20 protein-coding genes and 2 tRNA genes are annotated in these 20,513 nt (G+C 58.4%); 11 read left to right on the top strand and 11 right to left on the bottom strand.

The features are described from left to right. Position 1 precedes the first annotated feature (1 nt). From U1140_RS04985 to U1140_RS04970, 4 genes are read right to left on the bottom strand one after another with little or no spacing between them, the layout of a single operon-like run. A complete protein-coding gene (locus U1140_RS04985) occupies positions 2-1,912 on the bottom strand; it encodes a galactan 5-O-arabinofuranosyltransferase (protein ID WP_369846425.1) in 1,911 nt (636 codons plus the stop codon). Between the two features lie 26 nt (positions 1,913-1,938). Beyond that, a complete protein-coding gene (locus tag U1140_RS04980; protein ID WP_369846424.1) occupies positions 1,939-2,700 on the bottom strand; it encodes a decaprenylphospho-beta-D-erythro-pentofuranosid-2-ulose 2-reductase in 762 nt (253 codons plus the stop codon). Positions 2,701-2,737: 37 nt separating this feature from the next. Then, positions 2,738-4,153 (bottom strand): decaprenylphosphoryl-beta-D-ribose oxidase, encoded by a 1,416-nt coding sequence (locus tag U1140_RS04975; protein ID WP_369846423.1) that lies wholly within the window; start codon positions 4,151-4,153, stop codon positions 2,738-2,740. Between the two features lie 8 nt (positions 4,154-4,161). Beyond that, positions 4,162-4,410 (bottom strand): hypothetical protein, encoded by a 249-nt coding sequence (locus U1140_RS04970; RefSeq protein ID WP_144737470.1) that lies wholly within the window; start codon positions 4,408-4,410, stop codon positions 4,162-4,164. A gap of 45 nt (positions 4,411-4,455) precedes the next feature. On the opposite strand from U1140_RS04970, the gene U1140_RS04965 reads away from it, so the two are divergent. The 3 genes from U1140_RS04965 to U1140_RS04955 all read left to right on the top strand — a co-directional run bounded on the left by U1140_RS04965 (position 4,456) and on the right by U1140_RS04955 (position 6,502). Continuing rightward, on the top strand, positions 4,456-5,349 hold the full coding sequence (locus tag U1140_RS04965; protein WP_369846422.1) for a hypothetical protein: 894 nt from the start codon (positions 4,456-4,458) through the stop codon (positions 5,347-5,349). Between the two features lie 83 nt (positions 5,350-5,432). After that, the gene (locus U1140_RS04960) at positions 5,433-5,900 is read left to right on the top strand and encodes a GtrA family protein (RefSeq protein ID WP_023018545.1); all 468 of its coding nucleotides are present in this window, start codon (positions 5,433-5,435) and stop codon (positions 5,898-5,900) included. 95 nt (positions 5,901-5,995) lie between these two features. Beyond that, entirely contained in the window at positions 5,996-6,502 is a 507-nt protein-coding gene (locus tag U1140_RS04955; RefSeq protein WP_369846421.1) for a hypothetical protein, read from the top strand. A 75-nt stretch (positions 6,503-6,577) separates the two neighbouring features. Here the strand turns inward: U1140_RS04955 and glfT1 are convergent, their stop codons facing one another. The 3 genes from glfT1 to wzm are packed head-to-tail and all read right to left on the bottom strand — an operon-like array spanning position 6,578 to position 9,249. Beyond that, positions 6,578-7,522 carry a galactofuranosyltransferase GlfT1 gene (glfT1, locus tag U1140_RS04950; protein ID WP_147579048.1) on the bottom strand — a complete coding sequence of 315 codons (945 nt, stop codon included), beginning with the start codon at positions 7,520-7,522 and terminating at the stop codon, positions 6,578-6,580. 44 nt (positions 7,523-7,566) lie between these two features. Continuing rightward, entirely contained in the window at positions 7,567-8,352 is a 786-nt protein-coding gene (gene wzt / locus U1140_RS04945; RefSeq protein ID WP_147579049.1) for a galactan export ABC transporter ATP-binding subunit Wzt/RfbE, read from the bottom strand. Positions 8,353-8,397: 45 nt separating this feature from the next. Continuing rightward, positions 8,398-9,249, bottom strand: a complete 852-nt coding sequence (wzm, locus tag U1140_RS04940; RefSeq protein WP_144737585.1) for a galactan export ABC transporter permease subunit Wzm/RfbD — start codon at positions 9,247-9,249, stop codon at positions 8,398-8,400. Between the two features lie 222 nt (positions 9,250-9,471). On the opposite strand from wzm, the gene U1140_RS04935 reads away from it, so the two are divergent. Both U1140_RS04935 and U1140_RS04930 read left to right on the top strand, forming a co-directional pair. Further along, entirely contained in the window at positions 9,472-10,707 is a 1,236-nt protein-coding gene (locus tag U1140_RS04935; protein WP_369846420.1) for an aminotransferase class V-fold PLP-dependent enzyme, read from the top strand. Between the two features lie 125 nt (positions 10,708-10,832). Continuing rightward, positions 10,833-12,086 (top strand): ATP-binding protein, encoded by a 1,254-nt coding sequence (locus U1140_RS04930; RefSeq protein WP_369846419.1) that lies wholly within the window; start codon positions 10,833-10,835, stop codon positions 12,084-12,086. Here U1140_RS04930 and U1140_RS04925 read toward each other — a convergent pair. Beyond that, positions 12,083-13,045: an NAD(P)H-quinone oxidoreductase gene (locus U1140_RS04925; protein ID WP_369846496.1), complete on the bottom strand. Its 963-nt coding sequence runs from the start codon at positions 13,043-13,045 to the stop codon at positions 12,083-12,085. The genes U1140_RS04930 and U1140_RS04925 overlap by 4 nt on opposite strands. A 105-nt stretch (positions 13,046-13,150) precedes the next feature. On the opposite strand from U1140_RS04925, the gene U1140_RS04920 reads away from it, so the two are divergent. After that, positions 13,151-13,238: transfer RNA gene (locus U1140_RS04920), tRNA-Ser, on the top strand. 79 nt (positions 13,239-13,317) lie between these two features. Here U1140_RS04920 and U1140_RS04915 read toward each other — a convergent pair. Then, on the bottom strand, positions 13,318-13,539 hold the full coding sequence (locus U1140_RS04915; protein WP_147579053.1) for a hypothetical protein: 222 nt from the start codon (positions 13,537-13,539) through the stop codon (positions 13,318-13,320). Between the two features lie 421 nt (positions 13,540-13,960). Here U1140_RS04915 and U1140_RS04910 point away from each other — a divergent pair, with 421 nt between their 5' ends. Then, positions 13,961-15,091 (top strand): LLM class flavin-dependent oxidoreductase, encoded by a 1,131-nt coding sequence (locus U1140_RS04910; RefSeq protein WP_369846418.1) that lies wholly within the window; start codon positions 13,961-13,963, stop codon positions 15,089-15,091. A 38-nt stretch (positions 15,092-15,129) separates the two neighbouring features. Here the strand turns inward: U1140_RS04910 and U1140_RS04905 are convergent, their stop codons facing one another. Together U1140_RS04905 and hisC are read right to left on the bottom strand one after the other, a co-directional pair. After that, positions 15,130-15,549, bottom strand: a complete 420-nt coding sequence (locus U1140_RS04905; protein WP_147579055.1) for a phage holin family protein — start codon at positions 15,547-15,549, stop codon at positions 15,130-15,132. Then, complete coding sequence (hisC, locus tag U1140_RS04900) at positions 15,549-16,589, bottom strand: histidinol-phosphate transaminase (RefSeq protein WP_369846417.1); 1,041 nt, start codon at positions 16,587-16,589, stop codon at positions 15,549-15,551. Before hisC ends, U1140_RS04905 begins: the two co-directional genes overlap by 1 nt. 64 nt (positions 16,590-16,653) lie before the next feature. On the opposite strand from hisC, the gene U1140_RS04895 reads away from it, so the two are divergent. The 4 genes from U1140_RS04895 to mgtE all read left to right on the top strand — a co-directional run bounded on the left by U1140_RS04895 (position 16,654) and on the right by mgtE (position 20,503). Then, a tRNA-Ser gene (locus tag U1140_RS04895) sits at positions 16,654-16,742 on the top strand. 137 nt (positions 16,743-16,879) lie between these two features. Further along, positions 16,880-18,250 (top strand): DUF418 domain-containing protein, encoded by a 1,371-nt coding sequence (locus tag U1140_RS04890; protein ID WP_369846416.1) that lies wholly within the window; start codon positions 16,880-16,882, stop codon positions 18,248-18,250. A gap of 30 nt (positions 18,251-18,280) precedes the next feature. After that, a complete protein-coding gene (locus U1140_RS04885) occupies positions 18,281-19,009 on the top strand; it encodes a hypothetical protein (RefSeq protein WP_369846415.1) in 729 nt (242 codons plus the stop codon). 129 nt (positions 19,010-19,138) lie between these two features. Further along, on the top strand, positions 19,139-20,503 hold the full coding sequence (gene mgtE / locus U1140_RS04880; protein WP_306516404.1) for a magnesium transporter: 1,365 nt from the start codon (positions 19,139-19,141) through the stop codon (positions 20,501-20,503). Positions 20,504-20,513: the final 10 nt, after the last annotated feature.

Here is a 20,513-nt window from a genome sequence, read left to right as displayed (position 1 = left end):
ATTACTTGCGGCTAATCACCACGAACGGGCCCACTTGTTCGGTATCCCACAAATCTTCGTCCGCGAAAACCTCGGCGTTGAAGAACACGCTTTCGTAGGCGACGTTGGGGTTATTCGGGAAGAGATCGACCGCGATGTGCGTTTTGTATTCGTCGTCGTCGATATCGCCGCGGAAGACGAAGGCATCCGGGCCTTTCCACTCGGTATCTTCCAGCGCGGCGGCGAAATCTTGCGGGTCCGCCAATGCGTCGAAAGAGTCCTCCGCCCAGGCCTGGATGGTCTCGTTGCGCTCGGTGTACTGGCCCATCGGGTTGGCATAGTGCGAGGTAAAGCCGTTAAAACCATAGAACGGGTAGTAGGACAGCAGCGAGTTCTCATCGGTCAGCAGCACCGTCTGGGTCGGTGAATGACCCGAGGTGCCCAGCTTGGCGACGATGTCCTGGAAGTACTTCGCCGCACCCGGGGCGTAATGATCGGCGCGTTCGCCGTAACCATCGGTATCGGTATAGGCGTGGTCGATTTCATCTTCGTTGGTCGCGGAAATCTGCTGCGCGTAGCCGATGCTGGCTGCCAGCACCAGCACGGTAAACGCCCCGGACAGTTGCCGCGCGCTGAGATTTAGTTTGCGGGATTCGAAAAAGCGCACCACCTTCGTGCGGTCGGTATCGGCGAAGGCGAAAAAGCCTGCGGTGGACAAGATCAGCGCGATCGGTAGTTCGATGCGGAAGCCCAGTAGGGTAGAACCCAACAGCGTCAGCAGCATCGACGCCAGCACCCAGCCGTAGAGCACGATGATGGCGATCAGCAGCGGGCGGCGTGTGCTGCGCAGTACCAGGTAGAGCAGACCGATCAGGCAGAAAAAGCCCAGGGCAGACAGCTCGAAAAATGGCAGCGGAACCTGTGTACCTTCGGAAGGCAGGAAGTGCTGGGCTACTGAGGATGGCTTATAGCCCGCCGTGGCCACCAGGTAGAGGTAAGGCCCCCAGGAAATAGCGGCGATCGCCATTGATCCCAGCCCCATCACCGCCAGTCGGATAAACGGGCCGATGTTGCGTTGACCCGGTTGGCTGGTCCAGAAATAGTGGATGGTCAGCACAATGGTGATCAGCGCGGTCACGCCAACGAACAGCGTGTACATTGTTGCCGATACCCCGAGGTAGATCGCCACACCGGCCACAGCCAGCCAGGAGCCACGCACCGCACGGGCCGCCATCACGACGGCCGGGGCCATGCCCATGCCGACGATTGCGGCATAGGGCTCATCCGCCGCCATCGACAGCGTGACCGCGGTATTTGCCAGCGCCAGCGTCGTCGCCAAGGGAAGCGAGCCCGTTAATGCCTGCCATACCGGCACCAACAGCGCGGCCGCCGTCGCCAAGGACACCAACGCCCACGGCTGGTAGACCTCCCAGCCGGGCATATCCAGCAGGTTGGCCAGGCGCCCGCCGCCCCAGAACCAGCCCAGCGGGTAGTAGGTCGGCATATCCAGGTAGTTCATGTCCTGGTAGCCGAGGTTGGTGGCGGTGCGGGTGAGGAATTGCGTGCGGAACAGCTGATCAACCTGCAGCCCGTCGAGCCACAGGCGGGTGGCAGAAAGCGGGATTCCCAGCGTGGCGACGGTCAGCCCCGCAGGCGAGAGGTAGCTGACCAGGTAGGTCAGCGCGGTGCGCCATTGCGGGTGTGCGCGGTTGTCAGTTTTGCGCCATTGCCACAGCAACACGGCCACCAACACGAGCAAGCCCACCGACACGGCGGTGGCCAGCCCGCGGGTGACCATGGAGGTATTAAACGCCGGCAGGTTGGTGCGATCCAGGATGATCCAGGCCACCAGTGCGGCAACAAAACTGCCCAGCCCCGTGCAGGCTAGAGCGCTAAAAATCTGGGGCCGGGTGAGTTGGTCTTGTTTGTTCATTCAGGGTTTCTTGTTGGGCAGGAAGCTTAGAACGGCAGGCGGCGGAAAATCGGCTGCGGGATGAACTGGAACGCCAGCGAGACGTAGCGGAACAGTGGGTGGACGAAGATATTATCCTTGCCACTCTTGATCGCATCAACGGTGGCCTTGGCGACGTCTTCTACGTTCACCGTCAGCGGTGCTTTGCCAGCTTCCGCGGACATCTTGGTGCGTACCTGGCCTGGGCGCACGACCAGCACGTTCACACCGGAATCGCGCAAAGCCTCACCCAGGTTGACGAAGAAACCGTCGACGCCAGCCTTGGATGCGCCGTACACGAAATTGGAACGACGCACACGCATGCCGGCGACCGAGGACAGCGCGACGATGGTGCCGTGGCCCTGGGCGCGCATCTTCTGGCCCAAAGCAACGCCGACGGAGATCGCACCGGTGTAGTTCACCTGGGCCGAAGCCACCGCGGCTTCGTGGGATTGCCACAGCTCTTCTTGGTCGCCCAGGGTGCCGAAGCCGAGCACCGCGACATCCACATCGCCGGCGGCGAAGGCTTCGTCGAGCACGCCAGGGTGGGAATCGAAGTCGGTGGCATCGAAATCGATGACGTTGACCTCGCTGGCACCAGCGTCTTCCAGGGTGCGCTTGGAATCTGCCACGCGCGGGGAGTCTTTGCGCGCAGCCAGGGTGATTTTCGCGGGACCAGCGTGCAGCAGTTCGCGGGCGATGCCCACGCCGATCTCACTGGTTCCACCGAGCAATAAAATGTGCTGGGCTTGGCCTACAGCATTCAACATAAATAAAGTCCTTAAAAATCTTTTTTGGGGGCGGGGATTAGCGCAGTTCTAGTCGACGCGACATGTCAGAGGCGAAGACACCGGTCGGGTCGATCTCATTGCGGGTATCCAACCACGATTGCATCTGTGGATACATCTGGTGGAATTTCTCCGCCGAGGTGCGCGATTCTTTCGCCAAATACAGCCGGCCGCCGAAGTCGAGGACGCGCTTGTCCAGCTCGTCCAAGAAGTGGCCCAAGCCTGGCTTGATCGGGAAGTCGACGCAGATATTCCAGCCCGGCATCGGGAATGACAGCGGCGCCCGGTTGCCTTCGCCGAAGAGCTTGAAGACGTTGAGCGCACTGTAGTGGCCGGAAGCCTGGATGGAGCGCACGATTGATTTCAGCTCGCTGGTGGCCTCACGCGGAACCACGAACTGGTACTGCAAAAATCCGCGCGAACCATAGCCGCGGTTCCATTCGCCGATGAGATCCAGCGGCTGATAAAACTGCGTCAGGTTCTGTACCTGGTCACGGTATTCGCCGGATTTCAGCCACCACGCTTGGCCGACGGCCTTCATCGTCAGTTTGTTCATGGTGAAGTTCGGGAAAATATCCGGCACGGTAATCAGCTGCGGTGCACTGAACTTCAGCGGGTCTTTCGCCAGTTTCGGGGCGAGTTCTTTCAGCTGGTCTAACGTCGCCAAGCTGCCGCGTGAGACTGCTGCGCGGCCGAGTTTTGGCTCCGGGCTGATCGCGTCGAACCACGCCGAGGAATAGGTGTAGTTGTGCTCGGAACCGTCGGCATGGAACTCGATGGTCTCGTCGAAATCCCTGGTCAGATCACCATCAGCGATGAAAAACGCGGTTTCGGTTTTGGTCATGCGGATGGTTGCCTGCACGATGATGCCGGTCAAGCCCATCCCGCCGACCGTCGCCCAGAACAGCTCGCCGTCTGGGTCGTCCTCGGAACCGCCGGGGGTCAGCGTGAGGATCTCGCCGCTGGCAACCAGCAGATCCATGGAAACGACATGATTGCCAAAAGAACCAGCCGAGTGGTGGTTTTTCCCGTGAATGTCCGGGCCAATCGCACCACCGATGGTCACCTGCCGGGTACCCGGCAACACCGGAACCCACAGGCCATACGGCAAAGCAGCCTTCATCAACTGGTCCAGGGTGACACCACCATCGACGACGACCAAAGCGGTGTCCGGGTCGATGGAGTGGATCTTGTTGAAGGGCTGCATATCGATGACCAAACCACCAGCGTTTTGTGCCGGGTCCCCGTAGGAACGGCCCATGCCGCGGGCAATGACGCCACGCTTGAGGTGATCCGGCTTGTCGGCATTATCGTCGGCAATCTGCTTGACGGCCGCGACGATGGTGTCGAGGTCTTCCGTGCTGAGAACTTGCGCGCGGGTAGGGGCGGTGCGGCCCCAGCCGTGCAGGGTGGCTTCGCTGGTGTGTAATTCCATAGCTATTACTATAAGTCCATCAATTCGCGGATGGGGGCAGGCAACTCGTCCTGTGAGGTGATCGTGTCTCCGTCGTATTCGCGCAGCAGCCGGTACACCTCACGCCGGGAGGTGCTATCCAACATCGGCAGTTCCTCGGCGAACAGCCGCGTCATGAACTCATCCAGCGGCAGGTTGGTTTCCTGTGAGGCGACATACGAGCCGTTCAGGCGGTCATTTTCGGCGTCGTAGGAGTCTTTTTTCCGTTTTCCGAACATGATCTCAGCCTACGTGCTTAGGCCTGCTCGTCTACCCTGGGGCGCATGCGCACGCACAGCAACGTCGTCTTTTTGCGGGAGCGGACTGTCATCGTGCGCGCTTCCCTGGTGCGCGACGACTATGAGATTCATCGCCATATCGGCGTCTCGGAGTCGCTGACGCTGGCGGAGCTTGCCGACGTTCTCGTGACCTGCTTTGACCTACGCGACGAGCAAACCCCCTGGCACTTCACGACGACGGGCCGCTTGCCGACGACCTCGCGCGCAGAAACCTCCCGCGCAGAAACCTCCCGCGTTGATCCTCAGCACCTGGTTGGTGAATACCTGGGCAGCGAGCACGCCGGTGTGAATTTTCACTGGGGCTTGTGGGTCTTCCAACTGCAGACGGTGGAGACGTACCCGCGCGATAAGGAAACCCCGGTGGCGCTGTGTGTGGGCGGCTCGGGTTCTTTTCTGGGCAGCAAGTTTGATCTCACCGCGATTAATGCACAGCTGACCGGCCCTGATGCTATCGATCAGGTGTTGGCGGAGGTCAACCCGGAGGTCGGGGCGTTGATTCGCCGCTCTGGGGTGACGGATTTGGTGCCGTTGTTGCAGGCGATCGATGTGGGCCGGGAGTGCGCGGTGGATGCGCAGGTGCGCGCGCGGTTGGAACAGTTGCCGCTGGAAACCGAGCCGCGGCGGCGGGAAGCGTTTTGGGCATGTGTGCTGGGGCTTTCGTGCATGGGCGGGTCAGAAATGACCGACGATGTGGCTGGCGTGTTGTTCGAAGCACTTGGACATGCTGGGCGATCAGTCCAGACAGGCCAGAGCGCTAAGCCACGCCAGTTGTGTGCAGATTCGCTTTCTGTGTTGGCGCAGTGTGTGGCGTCGGTGGCGCCGGTGGATCGGTTGGATTTGTATCGCGTTTTGTTGCGGGGTGAATCGGCTGCCGGTTAGGTAGGATCTGTGCAGTTGTTGTTTGCCATTTCTGGTTTTGCCGTTGCTGGCAGAGTGTTTGCCGAGAAAGTCGAGTGAGTTTCATGCCTAAGTTTTCCGCGGTGCAGGCGCTGCGTTCGTCGTCGGTGGATGATTCGAAGAAGCTGCAGACGCAGTCGCTGAAATTCTTGCTCACGGGCATTGTCGCTGCGATCGTGGACTTTTCGTTGACGTGGATTCTGCAGATCGGCCTGGAAGCCTTGGCTCCGTTTTGGGCTCGTACCGTTGGTTTTATTTTTGGCACGCTGACGGCGTATTTGTTGAACCGCGCGTGGACGTTCCGGGCGCAGAAATCTTTCCGACGCTTCGCGGCGGTGGCGTTGCTGTACACGATGACGTATCTGATTAACGTCGGTGGTTCGCGTCTGCTTTTCGAGTTGTTTTCGGAAGTTTTTGGCTGGGCAGACTCGATTGCGCTGGCGGTTTCGTTCGTGATCGCGCAGGGTACTGCCACGGTCATCAACTTCTTCGTGCAGCGCCTGTTCATTTTTAAAAACGCTGAGCCGATTTAACGCGCAGCGAATTGAGAAATGGCGACGCATTGCCCAGGTAAATGTTGCGTAGTTCATGATTGTGAGGTTCCTTGATGGAGTCAAGGAAAAATACTGTGCAGTCTGCTCCACCTGACAAGGTTTTTCTCGCTTATGTAAACCGAAAGCCGCTGCATAAAATGGATATGAGGTGGGGTTTACAGGTTCTTGCTGGTGCCAGTTTTAGTGAAAATGAGGTTTTGGATTGGATAGAAAAAGGTAAACAAGTTGAGCACGAAATTCTGTATGAAGAATTAATCTTGGAAAATCCTCACGAAGTCTCCGGCACCCCAAAAGAGGTTTTTGTGTATTTCAGTAGTATTACTTGCGAGGGCTGGGAGGAAGACTTTGAGTGGATGGATCCGGTGGGGCGTAGAGCCACTATTCCCATGAATTATGTGGGGGTGCCACGGCCTTGGCCAGCCCAAGCTGAAACCGGAGAAGAATATGGTGACATAGTGTGGAATCGGCAGGATCTTCATCTTTGGAGGGTTCCGTGTCCTTGGATGAGTGCTTATCTTCTTGCCCAATTTCCTCATGCCAGTACCCCGGATATTAACTACGGCAAACCTTGGACAGTCTAAATTAATCATGCTCCCGGCCTGGGCAGCCGACAGCGGAGTCATAGCACCACCTGTAAAGCCCAGGTAACAGTTTTCTTAACCCTGAGGTCGACGGAAATCTTCCGTGCGTCCCCGATTATGCAGGCGCAACCAGTTTTTAAAACCAGCGAAATCACGCCGCTGGACCAAGAAGAACCACCCAAAGCGGGCGAATTCCTGCGGCAACAGCTTCTTCATTCCACGCTGCCACAAGATATAACCGCGGTTGCGGTAGGTGAAAAATCGCTTGCCTGGATTATCGGGAAATTGCGTGTGCATCTTGCCACCGAGAATCGGCTTGAACTCGTCGGCACCATCCGGGTGTAAATACGCCGCAGTCAGGGACGTGCCAAAACCTAAACCGGAATTGACCAGGCGACGGTGGTATTCCACCTCATCTCCACGGATAAACAGACGGTAATCCGGCACTCCGATCTGCTCCATGGCGGCAGCCGAAATCAGCGCGCCATTAAACAGCGAGGCGATGCCCGGCAAAAACTCGCCGTCCAACTCATCCACGCGTCGACGCCAAACTAGGCCCTGCCGCAGCGGGAAGGCCAGGCGCTGCGGATCGTTGATATTGCACACGACTGGGCTGACCTGGTGCAGCCCGTGGGATTCGGCTACGGAATACAGCTTGTCTAGCACGTGCTTATCGGCGGGGCGGCCGTCGTCGTCGGCACACCAAATGGCATCCGCGCCCAGCGCGAGGGCCGTGAGAAAACCATAAGCGAAACCACCGGCACCACCGAGGTTCGTGTGGCTCGGCAAATAGTGGCCACGCTCGCCGGCCAAGTCGTCGACAAGCGTTTCCACCGCCGATTCCGCTCCATTGTCGACGACGATGATCCAGTCAACCGGGTGCGTTTGCGCAACTACCTGCTCGAGCGAGGCGCGCAGCAGCTCGGCGCGGCGGTGGGTCACGATCACCGCGGCGGTGGTGCCAGTACGGCGCAGCGACGACGTAGAGGTTGGCTCTGGCGAAGCAGAAGAAGCTGTCATGGAATCCATCCTATTGCTGAGGTTGGGGGTAACTCTGGAAACGCTTAGTTCTGGAAGCGTCGTACCAGATCACGCACGTAATTACCGGCATCGACGCCTTCGTAGTCCTCGACGACGTCCTCCACACGGCCCACGGAACGGATCTCGCCCTTGTCCACCCATAACGCCGTGTTGCACAACTGCGCCAAGAAATCGTTGGAGTGCGAAGCAAACACCAAAATACCGGCGCGTTTGACCAGCTCTTGCAGGCGCACGCGGGCTTTGGCCATGAAGGCGGCATCCACGGCGCCGATGCCTTCGTCGAGAAGTAAAATTTCCGGCTCAATAGAGGTGACCACACCCAGCGCCAAGCGCACGCGCATACCGGTGGAATAGGTGCGCAGGGGCATACGCAGGTAGTCGCCGAGCTCGGAAAACTCCGCGATCTCGTCCATCTTCTTCGCCATCTGCTTGCGCGACTGGCCCAAAAAAAGCCCGCGGATGATGATGTTGTCGTAACCGGAAATCTCCGGGTCCATGCCCACACCCAGGTCAAACACCGGGGCAACGCGGCCGCGCACATCGGCGCTGCCACGAGTGGGTTCATAGATGCCGGACAGCAGGCGCAGCAAGGTAGATTTACCTGCGCCGTTGTGGCCGACCAGCCCAACACGGTCGCCTTCGCGCAGGTGCAAGTTGATGTCACGCAGCGCCTCGACGACGACGGTGTTACTGGCGTTTTTCCCCAACGCGCCGCCGGCGGTGGACAGCATTGCCTTTTTTAGTGAGCGTGACTTGGCATCGAAAATCGGGAAATCGACGCAGGCGTTGTAGGTATCGATTGAGACCATGGTGGAAACTCCTTAAACAATCCCGCAGGATGAAACCCAGCTAAATTAAACCCAGTAGCTAACGCGGAAACGCCAGCGCTTCATTGCCAGCAACGCCAGACCAAATCCGGCGACGGTGCAGCCCAGCACGACCCACCAGTGGTAGGCGTCGACAGGCTGGCCGATCAGTGGGCCACGAACGATTTCGAGGTAGTGGAATAGTGGATTCAACTCCACCAGGCGGGCAGGGCCTTCGATGCCGTCACCGCCTTGTTCTTCCAGCGTGCGCACCGTCCACACGATTGGGGTGACATAAAACAGCAACTGGGTCAGGGCTTCCAGCAGCGGGGCGACGTCGCGGAAACGGGTGGCGACGATACCGAAGAACATTGATACCCACGCGCCATTGAGCACCAACAACACCAGCCCGGGGATGGCTAGCAGTACCTCCCAGCCCAGGTGACGTGGGAAGATGATGATCAGCGCGACCCAAATGATCATATTGTGCGCCAGGAACAACAGCTGGCGCCACACCAGCCGGTAGACGTGCACAGAAATCGCGGCGGGGAGCTGTTTGATCAGCCCCTCGTTGTCGATGAAGATCAACGCGCCTTCTTTCAGGCAGCCCGAAATGAACGTCCACATGATCAAGCCCACAGTCACGTGTGGCAAGAATTCCGCGGTGGGGATGTCAAACAGCATGGAGTACAAAAAGCCCAGCGCAGTAGCCATAGCGCCGGTAGCAATGGTGATCCAAAACGGCCCTAACACCGAACGCCGGTAGCGCTGCTTCATATCTTGCAAACCTAGCAGCAGCCACAGTTCGTGCTGCTTGAGGCCGTGTGATAGATCGCGCCAGGCGGCCCCGAAGGTCATGGACTTAGACTGGGGTGCATCGCCGTCGGCGCCAGAGGTCATCCGGGCAATATCTTGGTCAAGCTGCGTATTGTTGTCCTGCACAAGGGCAAACCTTAGCAGTTGCGTGCTGCCTGGCGAGGCTACAACGCGCACCGCCCTGCCGTGATTCTTTGTGTGAGCTGGGAATTTCTTGGGGGATAGGCGTCGGCCAGGAGGATTGAATGCGCCGCAATTTTCGGTATACAGTATTAGCGGGCAAGGCAGAAGGGAGCTGAGACAGGCATGGCTTATGACGTCTACAGCGTGCGTGGTTTGTACACCACGCTATCTGAGGGCTGGACGTATCTGAATGCGCATGCCACTCCGCAGGTCCCGGAACGCGTGGCGGTGGGTGTCGCCCGCGCTTTCCGTAATGCCACTTCTGTGAGCACCGGCCCGACCGGGAGCCATTCGCAGCGTCAGCATGCCGGGCGGTTAGAAGGCGATGTGTACATCGAAAATGCCCGTGGCGCCGTGGCAGATTTGCTGGGGGTGCGCGCCGATCGCGTCGTCCTGGGGTCCAGCCTGCCGGTGCTGTATCAGTCTCTGGCGCGTGCGATGGAGCCGATGCTCGCGCGCCGTGGCACCTCGGTGGTGTTGTCGGGTTTGGACGCCCCGGAGGTTTCTGCGCCGTTTTCTGGGCTTGTCGACGACACCCGCTGGGCCTTGCCAGACTTAGCCACAGGCGAGTTGCCGGCGTTTCAGTATAAAGATCTGGTCGACGGCCACACGCGGTTCGTCGCACTGTCTGCGGCGCATGACCTGCTGGGCACCGTTGCGCCGGTCAGTGAGATCGTGGAGCATGTGCGTTCGCGTTCGCGGGCCTGGACGCTTGTCGACGTCTCCAGCATCGCGATGTACCGGCCGATTGTGGCTGATGACTGGGACTGCAATATCTTGGCTATCGACCTGGCGCAGATTGGTGGCCCGCAGCTAGCGGCGCTGGTCTTTCGCGATACCGCGATGTTTAAGCGCATCGCGCCGATCACGCCGACGCAAAATTGCGATACCTACGCGAAGTTAGAATCACCGTTTTCTGCTGGCCTGGCCGGTGGCGTCGGCCCGGCGGTGGACCATGTGGCTCGGCTGGGTGCTGCGGCTGCTGGATCACGGCGCAAGCGTGTGCAGCAGTCCATGGCGGAGTTGGATGCGTACATGGCGCGGCTGACCAACCAGATGTATACGTTTTTGGGCACGCTGCCCGCTGCCCACATCGTTGGTGTGACCGGTGAGGCCGCGGCTGGATCGACGGCGGACCGGCTGCCGCGTTTGTCTTTTGCCGTGCACGGAGTGCCGGCGGCGACGGTGCACCAGCGACTATTCGATAACGGGTTGGTGACGACCATCGCACCGAACACCCCACTGTTGGAAAACATGGGGGTCGGTGAGATCGGTGGCGCGGTGACGATTTCCGCCGCACCATTTAATACTGAGGCCGATATCGCGCATCTGACGCGCGTGGTGGCTTCGCTGGCTTAACTTTTCTCCCCGTAAACAGACGACAAATCACCCTCTGAAACGTCGACAAATCACCTCCTAAGCTGTCGACAAACCACCCCCTAAACCTTCGACAAATCACCCTCTTGGCGCTATGATCAGCAATTATGTACTTACCGAGGGTTGTTGATCAGATGCTGGCCGAGCGCTTGCCGTATTCCGGTGGTGTGCTTATTGAGGGGGTTCGGGCCTGCGGCAAAACCGAAACCGCTCGGGCACATTCCAGCTCTGAGGTGGCGCTGGATTCTGGGGTGCCGTCAGTACAGGTAGCTCTCGACAATGACCCGAACTTGCTGCTAGAAGGCGCGAATCCGCGACTTATTGATGAATGGCAGTTGGAACCGTCGTTATGGAATATCGTGCGGCGAGAGATTGATCGCCGTGGTGAAAAAGGGCAGTTTATTCTGACTGGTTCTTCGGCGCCAGCGGAAGATGCACAACGCCATTCCGGGGCACATCGCATCGCGCGGTTACGGATGCGTCCGATGACGCTTGCAGAACGCCGCATTGGTGATACGTCGGTGTCGCTGCAAAAATTATTCTCAGGTGCTGAGCTGCCGCCAATGTTGGACAACCCATTTACGGTTTCTGATGCGCTAGACCATCTTGCACACGGCGGCTGGCCGACTGATCTGGAACTGCCGACAAATCAGGCACTGGCGCATCTCACGGATTATGTCGATGATCTCATTAACCGCGATGTGGAGCGTCTCGATGGTGAATCGCGCCGGGATCCAGATCTGATGCTGGCGGTGTTGCGCAGCTTGGCGCGAAATGTGGCATCGGAAGTCTCATATGCCACGGTTGCGAAAGATATTTCTGGTACTCGCACGACAAAACCGGATACCGTAGCGGCGTATATCAACGCTTTACGACGCCTTTATGTCGTGGAAGAACAACCTGCGTGGGCACCACATTTGCGTTCGCGCGCGAAAGTTCGGCAGAGCCCGAAACTGCATTTCGTTGACCCCTCTTTGGCCCTGGCAATCCACGGTGCATCAGCGGATTCGCTACGCCGTGATCTGGAAACCGCCGGATTTTTGTTTGAGTCGCAGGTGGTACAACATCTGCGAGTGTTTGCCGAAGCCCACGGCGGCAAGGTGTATCACTACCGGGATTCGTCGAAACGCGAGGTCGATGCCATCGTGCAACTGCGTGACGGCCGGTGGGCAGCGGTAGAAATAAAACTTGGGCAGCGGCAGATCTCGAAAGCAGAGGAATCGTTGCACAGCTTCGCCGAGGTCATCGACACGAAAAAATCGGGCGCACCGGAATTCATGGCAATCATTACTTCCGATGGCCCGGTGCTGCAGCTACCAAGTGGAATTGTGACGTTTCCACTGCACGCGATGGGGGTCTAGCTGTCCTGCGTGAGCACCAGCGTGCCGGTGACTTCGCCAGAGTCGAGTGCTTGGTGGGCGGCGACGGCGTCGGCAAGTGGGTAGCTGGCGTGCCGGTGGTGGGTGATGGAGCCATCGGCAAGCCAAGGCCAGATGTTGGCGACGGTCTCGCGCACGATCTCGGATTTTGCCTCGGTATCGCGGGAACGCAGCGTGGTGCCGAAAATGCTCAGGCGATTAGCCAGCACCGCGCCCAGGTTGATCTCTTCTTTCGTGCCACCCTGCATGCCAATGATCACCAGCTTGCCGTCTTTGGCCAGCGATTTCAGGTTTTGTTTCAGGTATTTCGCGCCGATGATGTCCAGAATGACGTCGCAGGAGCCTTTCAGCTTGTCGACGAAATCCTCTTCTTTGTAGTTGATCAAGATATCCGCGCCGTATTTCTTGCAGTTTTCCAGCTTTTCCGCCGAGCCTGCGGTGACGGCGACTTTCGCGCCGAGTTTTTTCGCGACCTGGATGGCGAAGGTGCCGATGCCGCCACCGCCGCCGTGAATCAGGATCGTTTGGCCGGAGCGCAGGCCAGCAGTCATCACCAGGTTGGACCACACGGTGCAGGCTACCTCCACGACAGAAGCAGTGTCTTCCAGGGAATAGCCCTCGGGGATTGGGGTGAGTTGACCTTCGGGCACAGCGACGTATTCCGCATAACCACCACCGGCGAGCAACGCGCCGACTTCTTCGCCTACCGCGCGGCCGGTATCACCGGCATCAACGATGGTGCCGGCGGCTTCCAGGCCGATCAGTTCGGATGCCCCCGGTGGTGGCGGGTATGCGCCCTTGGCCTGGAGTAAGTCCGCACGGTTCACGCCAGATGCTGCCACTTTGACCAGCACTTCGCCCGCGCGCAGGGTTGGCACGTCCACTTGGGTGAGTTCTAGCGACTGTGGGTCGTCGGAATCGGTTTGCACGATGGCGTGCATGGTGGCCGGGATAGCTGTGTCTGTGGTGGCTTTTGCAGTGTCTGCGGTTACATTTTTCTGGGCCTTTTTCGGAGTCATAGAATTCCATGGTAGGTTAATGTCGCTGGAGGCGTGGCAGAGCGGCCGAATGCACTGGTCTTGAAAACCAGCGTGGGGAAACTCACCGCGGGTTCAAATCCCGCCGCCTCCGCCAGTGGACATACCGGTGGCGCCTGTTTTTGTATTAGGTGCCACCGGTTGTTTTTATTTGCAATGCCCTGGGCAAGAATTCTTTAGGATTTTGATTTTTTAGTGGCGATAAAGAACCAGATTGCTCCTACGAGCACTGCCACGACTGTGAATCCGATACCGATTTCTTTTGCTTTTTCTGCCGCGACATCGGCATAATTTTGCTCCGAAAAAGCTGGTGCTAGGACTAGGCAGTAGATCCAGCTACCGGCGATGACCGCAGCGAATGAGCGAACGATTTTTTGTGGATCAGTGAAACTCGACATGATGTTCTCCTTTCGGCCCTCAGCAAACCTTGATGAAGTCAATATTGTCCGCAAACCTTGATGAAGTCAATATTGTCCGCAAACCTTGATGAAGTCAATGCTGATAGTGGTTTCGGTGCCCTGGTGTGCTGCCTGTGCTGATGATAAGCCGGAGGGGCTTTGCCAGGGTAGAGCGGGTTGTGGCAAGAAGTTTTGGGTTAGGAAGTTGGGAAGTTTCCGGATAGGCATAATGCCTTGCGAAGCGCAGCGGAAATTTGGTAAATATAGACGGATCTGTCTGTATGATGTGTTGCAGATTGGTGGTTTGGTTTCCAGTAAACCTGCAGCTAAATATGCATTTAGTAGACCAATCGGTCTATTAAATCGTGTCGCGTGAATGTAATTTTGGCATCTTGTATAGACCGTGTGGTCTACTGTTTTTATGACTGATAATGAGATCACATTGCACTGGTACCTACCCACTTACGGCGATTCCCGACAGATCATCGGCGGCGGACATGGCGGGGGCATCTATCACGGCGAAAGAAAACCCACGCTGGATTACCTCACGCAAATTGCTCTCGCAGCTGAGGCCAATGGCTTCGAATCCTTGCTCACGCCCACTGGGCAGTGGTGCGCAGACGCCTGGGTTACCGATGCAGCTTTGTTGGCGCGAACTTCCCGTATCAAATTTCTGATTGCTTTCCGCCCAGGATTGGTGAGCACCCCACTATTTGCACAACAAACCCAAACGCTGCAAGAACTATCCGGCGGTCGGGTGCTGCTCAACGTTGTGGTTGGTGGTGAAGACATTGAACAGAGAGCGTATGGTGATTACTCCACCAAAGAGCAGCGCTATGCGCGGGCCGATGAAGCGCTGAGCCTAGCGCAGGATTTGTGGACCAGCCCTGAGCCGATCACACGGGAAGGTACCTACGAAAAGGTAGAAAATGCACAATTAGCGCAGCGCCCGGAGACCACCCCACGCATCTTTTTCGGTGGCTCTTCGCAGCCCGGTATTGAGGTTGCTGGACGACGCGCAGATGTGTACTTAACCTGGGGTGAAACCCCAGATAAAGTGGCGGAAAAACTGGATCGGGTGCGGCAATCCGCTGCCGAGGCAGGCCGCGATATTGAGTACGGCATCCGGCTGCATGTCATCTCCCGCGATACCTCCGAGCAGGCTTGGGCAGAAGCGCAGCGGCTATTAGACAGTGTAGACCCGCAAGAGGTGCACAAGATTCAACAAGACTTGGCTCGTTCGCAATCAGAAAGCCAGCGCTTACAAAGTGAACTGCATGGGCAGGGGCAGGATTTTGTGTCCGGCGCCGATGCCCGTGAACTGGAGATCGCCCCGAACTTGTGGGCAGGTGTTGGCCTGCTCCGCGGTGGGGCAGGCACTGCGTTGGTGGGCAGCCACCAGGAAGTGGCGCAGCGGCTGGCGGAATACCGAGAAGCGGGGATCAAGCATTTCATTTTGTCCGGGTACCCACACTTAGAAGAAACCTGGTCAGTCGGCGAAGGCGTCGTCCCGCAGCTCCAGCATTTGGGCTACCCGGTGACTAACCACTAACGGCCAGTCACTAACGGCCAGCAAGTAGCGTCGCCACCCTATCCCCGGGCACGTACCGGGGAAGTAATCATCGCGACGATGCTGCGTGCGAAAGCGAAAATTCCGGCACCGAAGGCAGCGGACCAGAAGCCGTCAATAGTAAAGGTAATACCCCAGATATTGACAGCATTGGTGATCACCGCAGCCAACCACAGGATCGCGATATTCACGAAGAAAGAAAACAGGCCCAGCGTCAGGCAATTGATCGGTGCGCCGACTGTGCGCACAATTGGGCCGACGGTGGAGTTGACCAGCATAAACGCGATTGCGACGACACCCAGCGCGATAGCAGGATCGAAAGATTCGTCGACAAGCAGTTTATTCGGGCCCGTGTAATTCACGCCCGGCACCAGCCACACAGTTACTGCGAGGGCCGCAGCAATGGTGATGATATTGAGTAACAGCGCGAGTGCACGCATTATGCACGCACCTTCTTCCACGCGGCAAGCAAGGCGTCGGTTTCTTCAGCAGTGGTGGCGGTGATACGCAGACCTTCGTCGAAAGCACGCACCAACACCCCAGATTCAGCCAACTGTGCAGCCACTTCTTGTGGGCTGTCGTGCAAAGATTCGGCCGGAATCCACACGAAATTCGCGAAAGAGGGCGTTAGGCCTAGTTCGTCGGCAAGCCGGTCACGCTGCTGATTAGTTTCGGTGACGCGTTTGTTGAGCTCATCGGTGGCAGCCGGTTCCAGTGCCGCTAGCGCTGCTGCCTGCGCTACTGCGGACACACCGAAGGGAATGGCGACTTTGCCCAGCGTCGCAATGATGTCCGGGTTGCCGAAGGCATAGCCGACGCGCACGCCGGCCAGCCCGTAGGCTTTCGAGAAGGTGCGCAAACCGATCACATTTGGGTACTGCTGCACGGCTTCGGTGGCCAGCGGGGTGTTATCGGCGGTGTTGTATTCCACATAAGCCTCGTCTAGCGCGACGACGACGTCGGCAGGCACCCGGTCCATGAACTCGCGGAATTCTTGGTCGGTGATGGTGGTTCCCGTCGGGTTGTTCGGGTTGCACACGAAAATCAGGCGAGTGCGTTCGGTGATGGCGTCGGCCATGGCGGGCAGGTCATTGCGCAGCTCGCGCAGTGGGACCGGCACGGCGGTGGCACCGGTGACCTGGGTGAAAATCGGGTAGGCCTCGAAGCTGCGCCACGGGAAGATGACTTCATCGCCCGGCTGGCAGGTGATGGTCACTAGCTGCTGGCACAGTGCAGAAGAACCAGTGCCGACGGTGACGCTGTTTTCGTCGGCAAGCCCCAGCTTGGCAGCGAGTTTTTGGCGCAGTTGCAACACCCCCATGTCTGGGTAGCGGTGGGATTGTGTGGCGGCTTGGCTGATGGCGCTGGTTACGCTCGGCAGCGGTGGGTGCGCAGATTCGTTAGACGAAAGCTTGACCGCATCTGGCATGCGCTTTCCGGGAACATAGGCGGGTAGTGTTTCCAGGTCTTGTCGCAACATGTGTGCAAGTCTAGTCGCATCTGATTGGCGCGAGGGCACACTAACGGTTATGCTAGATCGCGTTGGAGATGTGCCAGAGTGGCCGAATGGGACTCACTGCTAATGAGTTGCCTGCTTAACGGCGGGCCGGAGGTTCGAATCCTCTCATCTCCGCAGCTAGCCCCGGCAGGATTTTCTTGCCGGGGCTTTCGCATTGGCATGGGGTGCGAGATGCCCGGGCGCGGGGCACGGGCTACAGGGGTGCAAGGTTGCCGGGTTGCAATGCTGGCTGCCTGGTCTATGCTTAGCGCATGAAAACAGGTTTTCGTTTCGACGGTATCGACCTGGCCCGCGGCCTCGCCATCGTCGGCATGGTATTCGCGCACCTGGGCCCTACTGGCTTTGATGGCGGGGTTGTCGCGGATTACACGACCACCGCGTTTGCCGGTTATCCCTCCGCATTGTTTGCGGTGCTGGCTGGCGTGTCCCTCGGTCTTTTTACCGAGCGCGGTTCCGCAGACCCCGTGCGCACACGGCTGGCGACGCTGGTGCGTGGTGTGATTCTTTTGGTCGCGGGCACATTGATGTCGATGGTGCAGTCCACGATCGCGATTGTGCTGACGACCGTCGCCGCCATCTATCTGCTGCTGTTCTGGTTGCCGCGCTGTAAAACCTGGGTGGTCGCCGTGATAATTGCGGTGCTCGCGGCGGTTTCTTCGGTGGGGTTTGTGCTCGTCGAATTTGTGCCGTTCGGTTTTGAGCTGTTCATGCCGCCGTATCCGGTCTTGGCCTGGCTGACCTATGGTGCGGTCGGTGTTTTGGTGCACCGGTTCCTGGTGGGCAATTTGAAGGTCCAGGCTATTGCTCTGGTGCTCGCGGTGGTGCTCGCAGCTGTGGGCTTTGTTATCCGTGTGAATAATGCTGCCGTTTTACCGGACGAGCCGCTTGCCGACGCCAAAGCCCCGCAGATTGACAGTGACCCGAGTGTGCAATCATTGCTGATGCATAGCTTCGAGCCGCACACTGGAATGTTCGGTGATCTGCTGGCAAGTATCACTTTTGCCATCGCGGTGATCTGCTTGTGCTGCCTGTTGTGCCAGGTGCGTTGGGCGAATATTCTTGCCTACCCGCTGCGTGCGGTGGGTGCGATGGCCTTGACGACGTACGTCGCACACGTGTTTGTCGCGGGCTGGTTCATGTTCGGTGGCTTCCCGTTGGATGTTGCCAAGGCTATTAATATGGGCGGTACTGGCCCGGTGCAGTATTCGAGGCTTGAGCCCGCTCATGGCAGCGTGCATGAAAGTGCGGAATCCGAAAGTGCAGCCGAAACTGACAAAACTGCCAAACCCGACGAACCTGTCGAACCTGACCCGAGCTTTCAGCGCTACCAAGAAATTATTCAAGAAGCGGATACTTGGCAGGAGTATGACGAGCTGACCGCGGATTTCTGGGATGACAAGTCCAAAGGCTGGGTGCTGGGCGACGACGAGTTCGATCCGGATGAGCTGGATGGAAAAATTGCTGGTCAGCATAATAATTGGGCTACCGCCGCGTGGAATGCCCTGGGGCTGATTGCGTTCGCGGCGGTGTGGAAGGCATTTTTCCGGCGTGGTCCACTGGAATGGGTGGTGGCGAAGCTGATTAACAAGGCAGTGTTGCGCGATGAACCCAAGATGCAATAGGGTAGCCATACCTTAAAGCATGGAGGTTTTATGCTCACGCCTGAAGATTGTGCCCAAAGCCTGACCCGCCGCATCCTGGGCGGGGCGGGCGCGCTGTCGCTGGTTCCGCTGGATGTCGATGCCACCGTGTCCATCGCCGTCGTTGCTCATGGCTTCGATCACCACGGGCAGTTGGTCATCGCGTGCCACGTTGACGATGTTGCTTGTCTTGCCGACGGTCGTGTGCGCATCGATGGCATCAAAAAGGCGCTGGAATTCACCACCGACATCACGATCGCTAGCCTGCATGCCGTCGCAGAAGTGGAATGGCAAAACGAGTGGTACGCCGAGCAGGAATTCGTGGAAGAACCGTCCCCGTTTCTGCGTTTTGGCATCGTCACCTTGGACCACGCGCACCTTCACTGGCCTTGCGGAGCGACGTTGATTCGGATGGCGGAGCTTGCACAACCACAGGCGTCCACCGAGCGCCTCGACGAATTCGCTGCCCGCCAGGTGCTGGATGTCGTCGGTAAGCGTCGCCTGGCTACCCTGCACGAAGAAGTCATGGCTGGGGTGACCGACGGTTTGGTGCTGAGCGATCGTACACAACCGATGTGCCCGCACTGGAACGGGCAAGTCTGGGTCGCCGACGTGAATGAGTGTGGCTTCATGCTGATTGCTGCCGGGCAGGATCGGATGAGCGTGACCATGGTGGGATTTGCGAGCCCCGCTGCGACACTGGGTAATTTTGAAACCGCAGTGAAAGCGGTCGCCGGCTGAACGCGCTGCAGAATTTTTGATACGCGCCTAACGGGTATATTCTAGCCGGAGCTTACTGGGTAGCCCATCTGCCCAGGGGGTTAGTCCGGCCCAGTGGGGCAATCGATGGTCCTGTAAAGGAGGTGCGTTATGCACGATGCAGCAGTAGAAGCAATTGACGAACTAGAAGGTCTGCTGAGAAGTCATGATGACGTACCTCCCCGCGAAGCGCTGCGATTACGCAAGCTTCTCGACGACCCTCCGATCAAAGACATTGTTTCGCTGGTAGAACGCTCCAATGCCACCCGCGCTGCTGTCGTTTTACGTTTGCTTTCGCGGGAACGCTCCATCGCGGTTTTCGACGCCCTCGACGCTGCCCATCAGGCCGATGTCATTGGTGCGCTAGGCAACAAAGATGTTTATTCTTTCTTCGACGAGCTGGACCCGGACGACCGAGTTTCGCTGATCGACGAGCTGCCGGCCGAGATTGCCGACCGGCTGCTGAAAAACCTCGACAAAACTGAACGTGACGTCACTGGCGTCATCTTGGGGTATCCGAAGGGCTCGATCGGCCGTCGCATGTCGCCGGAGGTCCCGGAAATCCACGAGGACATGACGGTGAACGAAGCCATGACGCTGCTGCGCAAAGAGGCAGATGATCTGGAAACGCTGTATTCCGTGCCGGTCACGCGCCGGGACCGTCGTCTGGTTGGTGTGACCTCTCTGCGTGATCTGTTTTTGGCGCACGGCGACCGCAAGGTGAAGTCGGTGATGTCGGATCCGATCTTTGCGCACGCGAACGATGACGCTGAAGAGACCGCGCGTTGGTTCTTGCCGCTCGACTTGTTGGCGATGCCTATCGTCGATCACACCGAGCGCCTGGTGGGTATTCTGACCTTCGACGATGCGCAAGACATCGTGGAGGAAGAAGACAGCGAGGACTCCGCCCGTGCCGGTGGTGCCGAGCCGCTGCAACAGCCGTACATGTCGACGCCGCTGGTGAAGATCATGCGCTCGCGTATCGTCTGGTTGCTGGTGCTGGCGGTTTCTGCGCTGTTGACGGTGCAGGTGCTGGATGCCTTCGAAGGCACGCTGGAAAAAGCCGTGGTGCTCTCGCTGTTCATCCCGCTGCTGACTGGTACAGGTGGTAACACTGGTAACCAGGCGGCGACGACGGTGACCCGTGCGCTCGCGCTGGGCGATGTGCGCAAACGCGATATCGCGCAGGTGATGTGGCGTGAGCTGCGCGTCGGCCTGATGCTTGGGATTACCTTGGGCACGCTGGGATTGGTTTTGGCGACGCTGGTTTACGGCTCTGATATCGGCTTCGTGATCGGCCTGACCCTGTTGAGTGTGTGTGCGATGTCGGCGACCGTCGGTGGGGCAATGCCGATTGTCGCGAAGACTGTCGGCGCAGACCCTGCGGTATTTTCTAACCCGTTTATCTCGACTTTCTGTGACGCGACGGGCCTGATTATCTATTTCTTGATTGCCAAAACCATTTTGGGGATTTAGGCGCTACCTA

It is taken from the genome of Corynebacterium drakensteinense, from assembly GCF_041224285.1.
Taxonomy (GTDB): domain Bacteria; phylum Actinomycetota; class Actinomycetes; order Mycobacteriales; family Mycobacteriaceae; genus Corynebacterium.
This window is presented reverse-complemented; position numbering and strand designations above follow the sequence as displayed.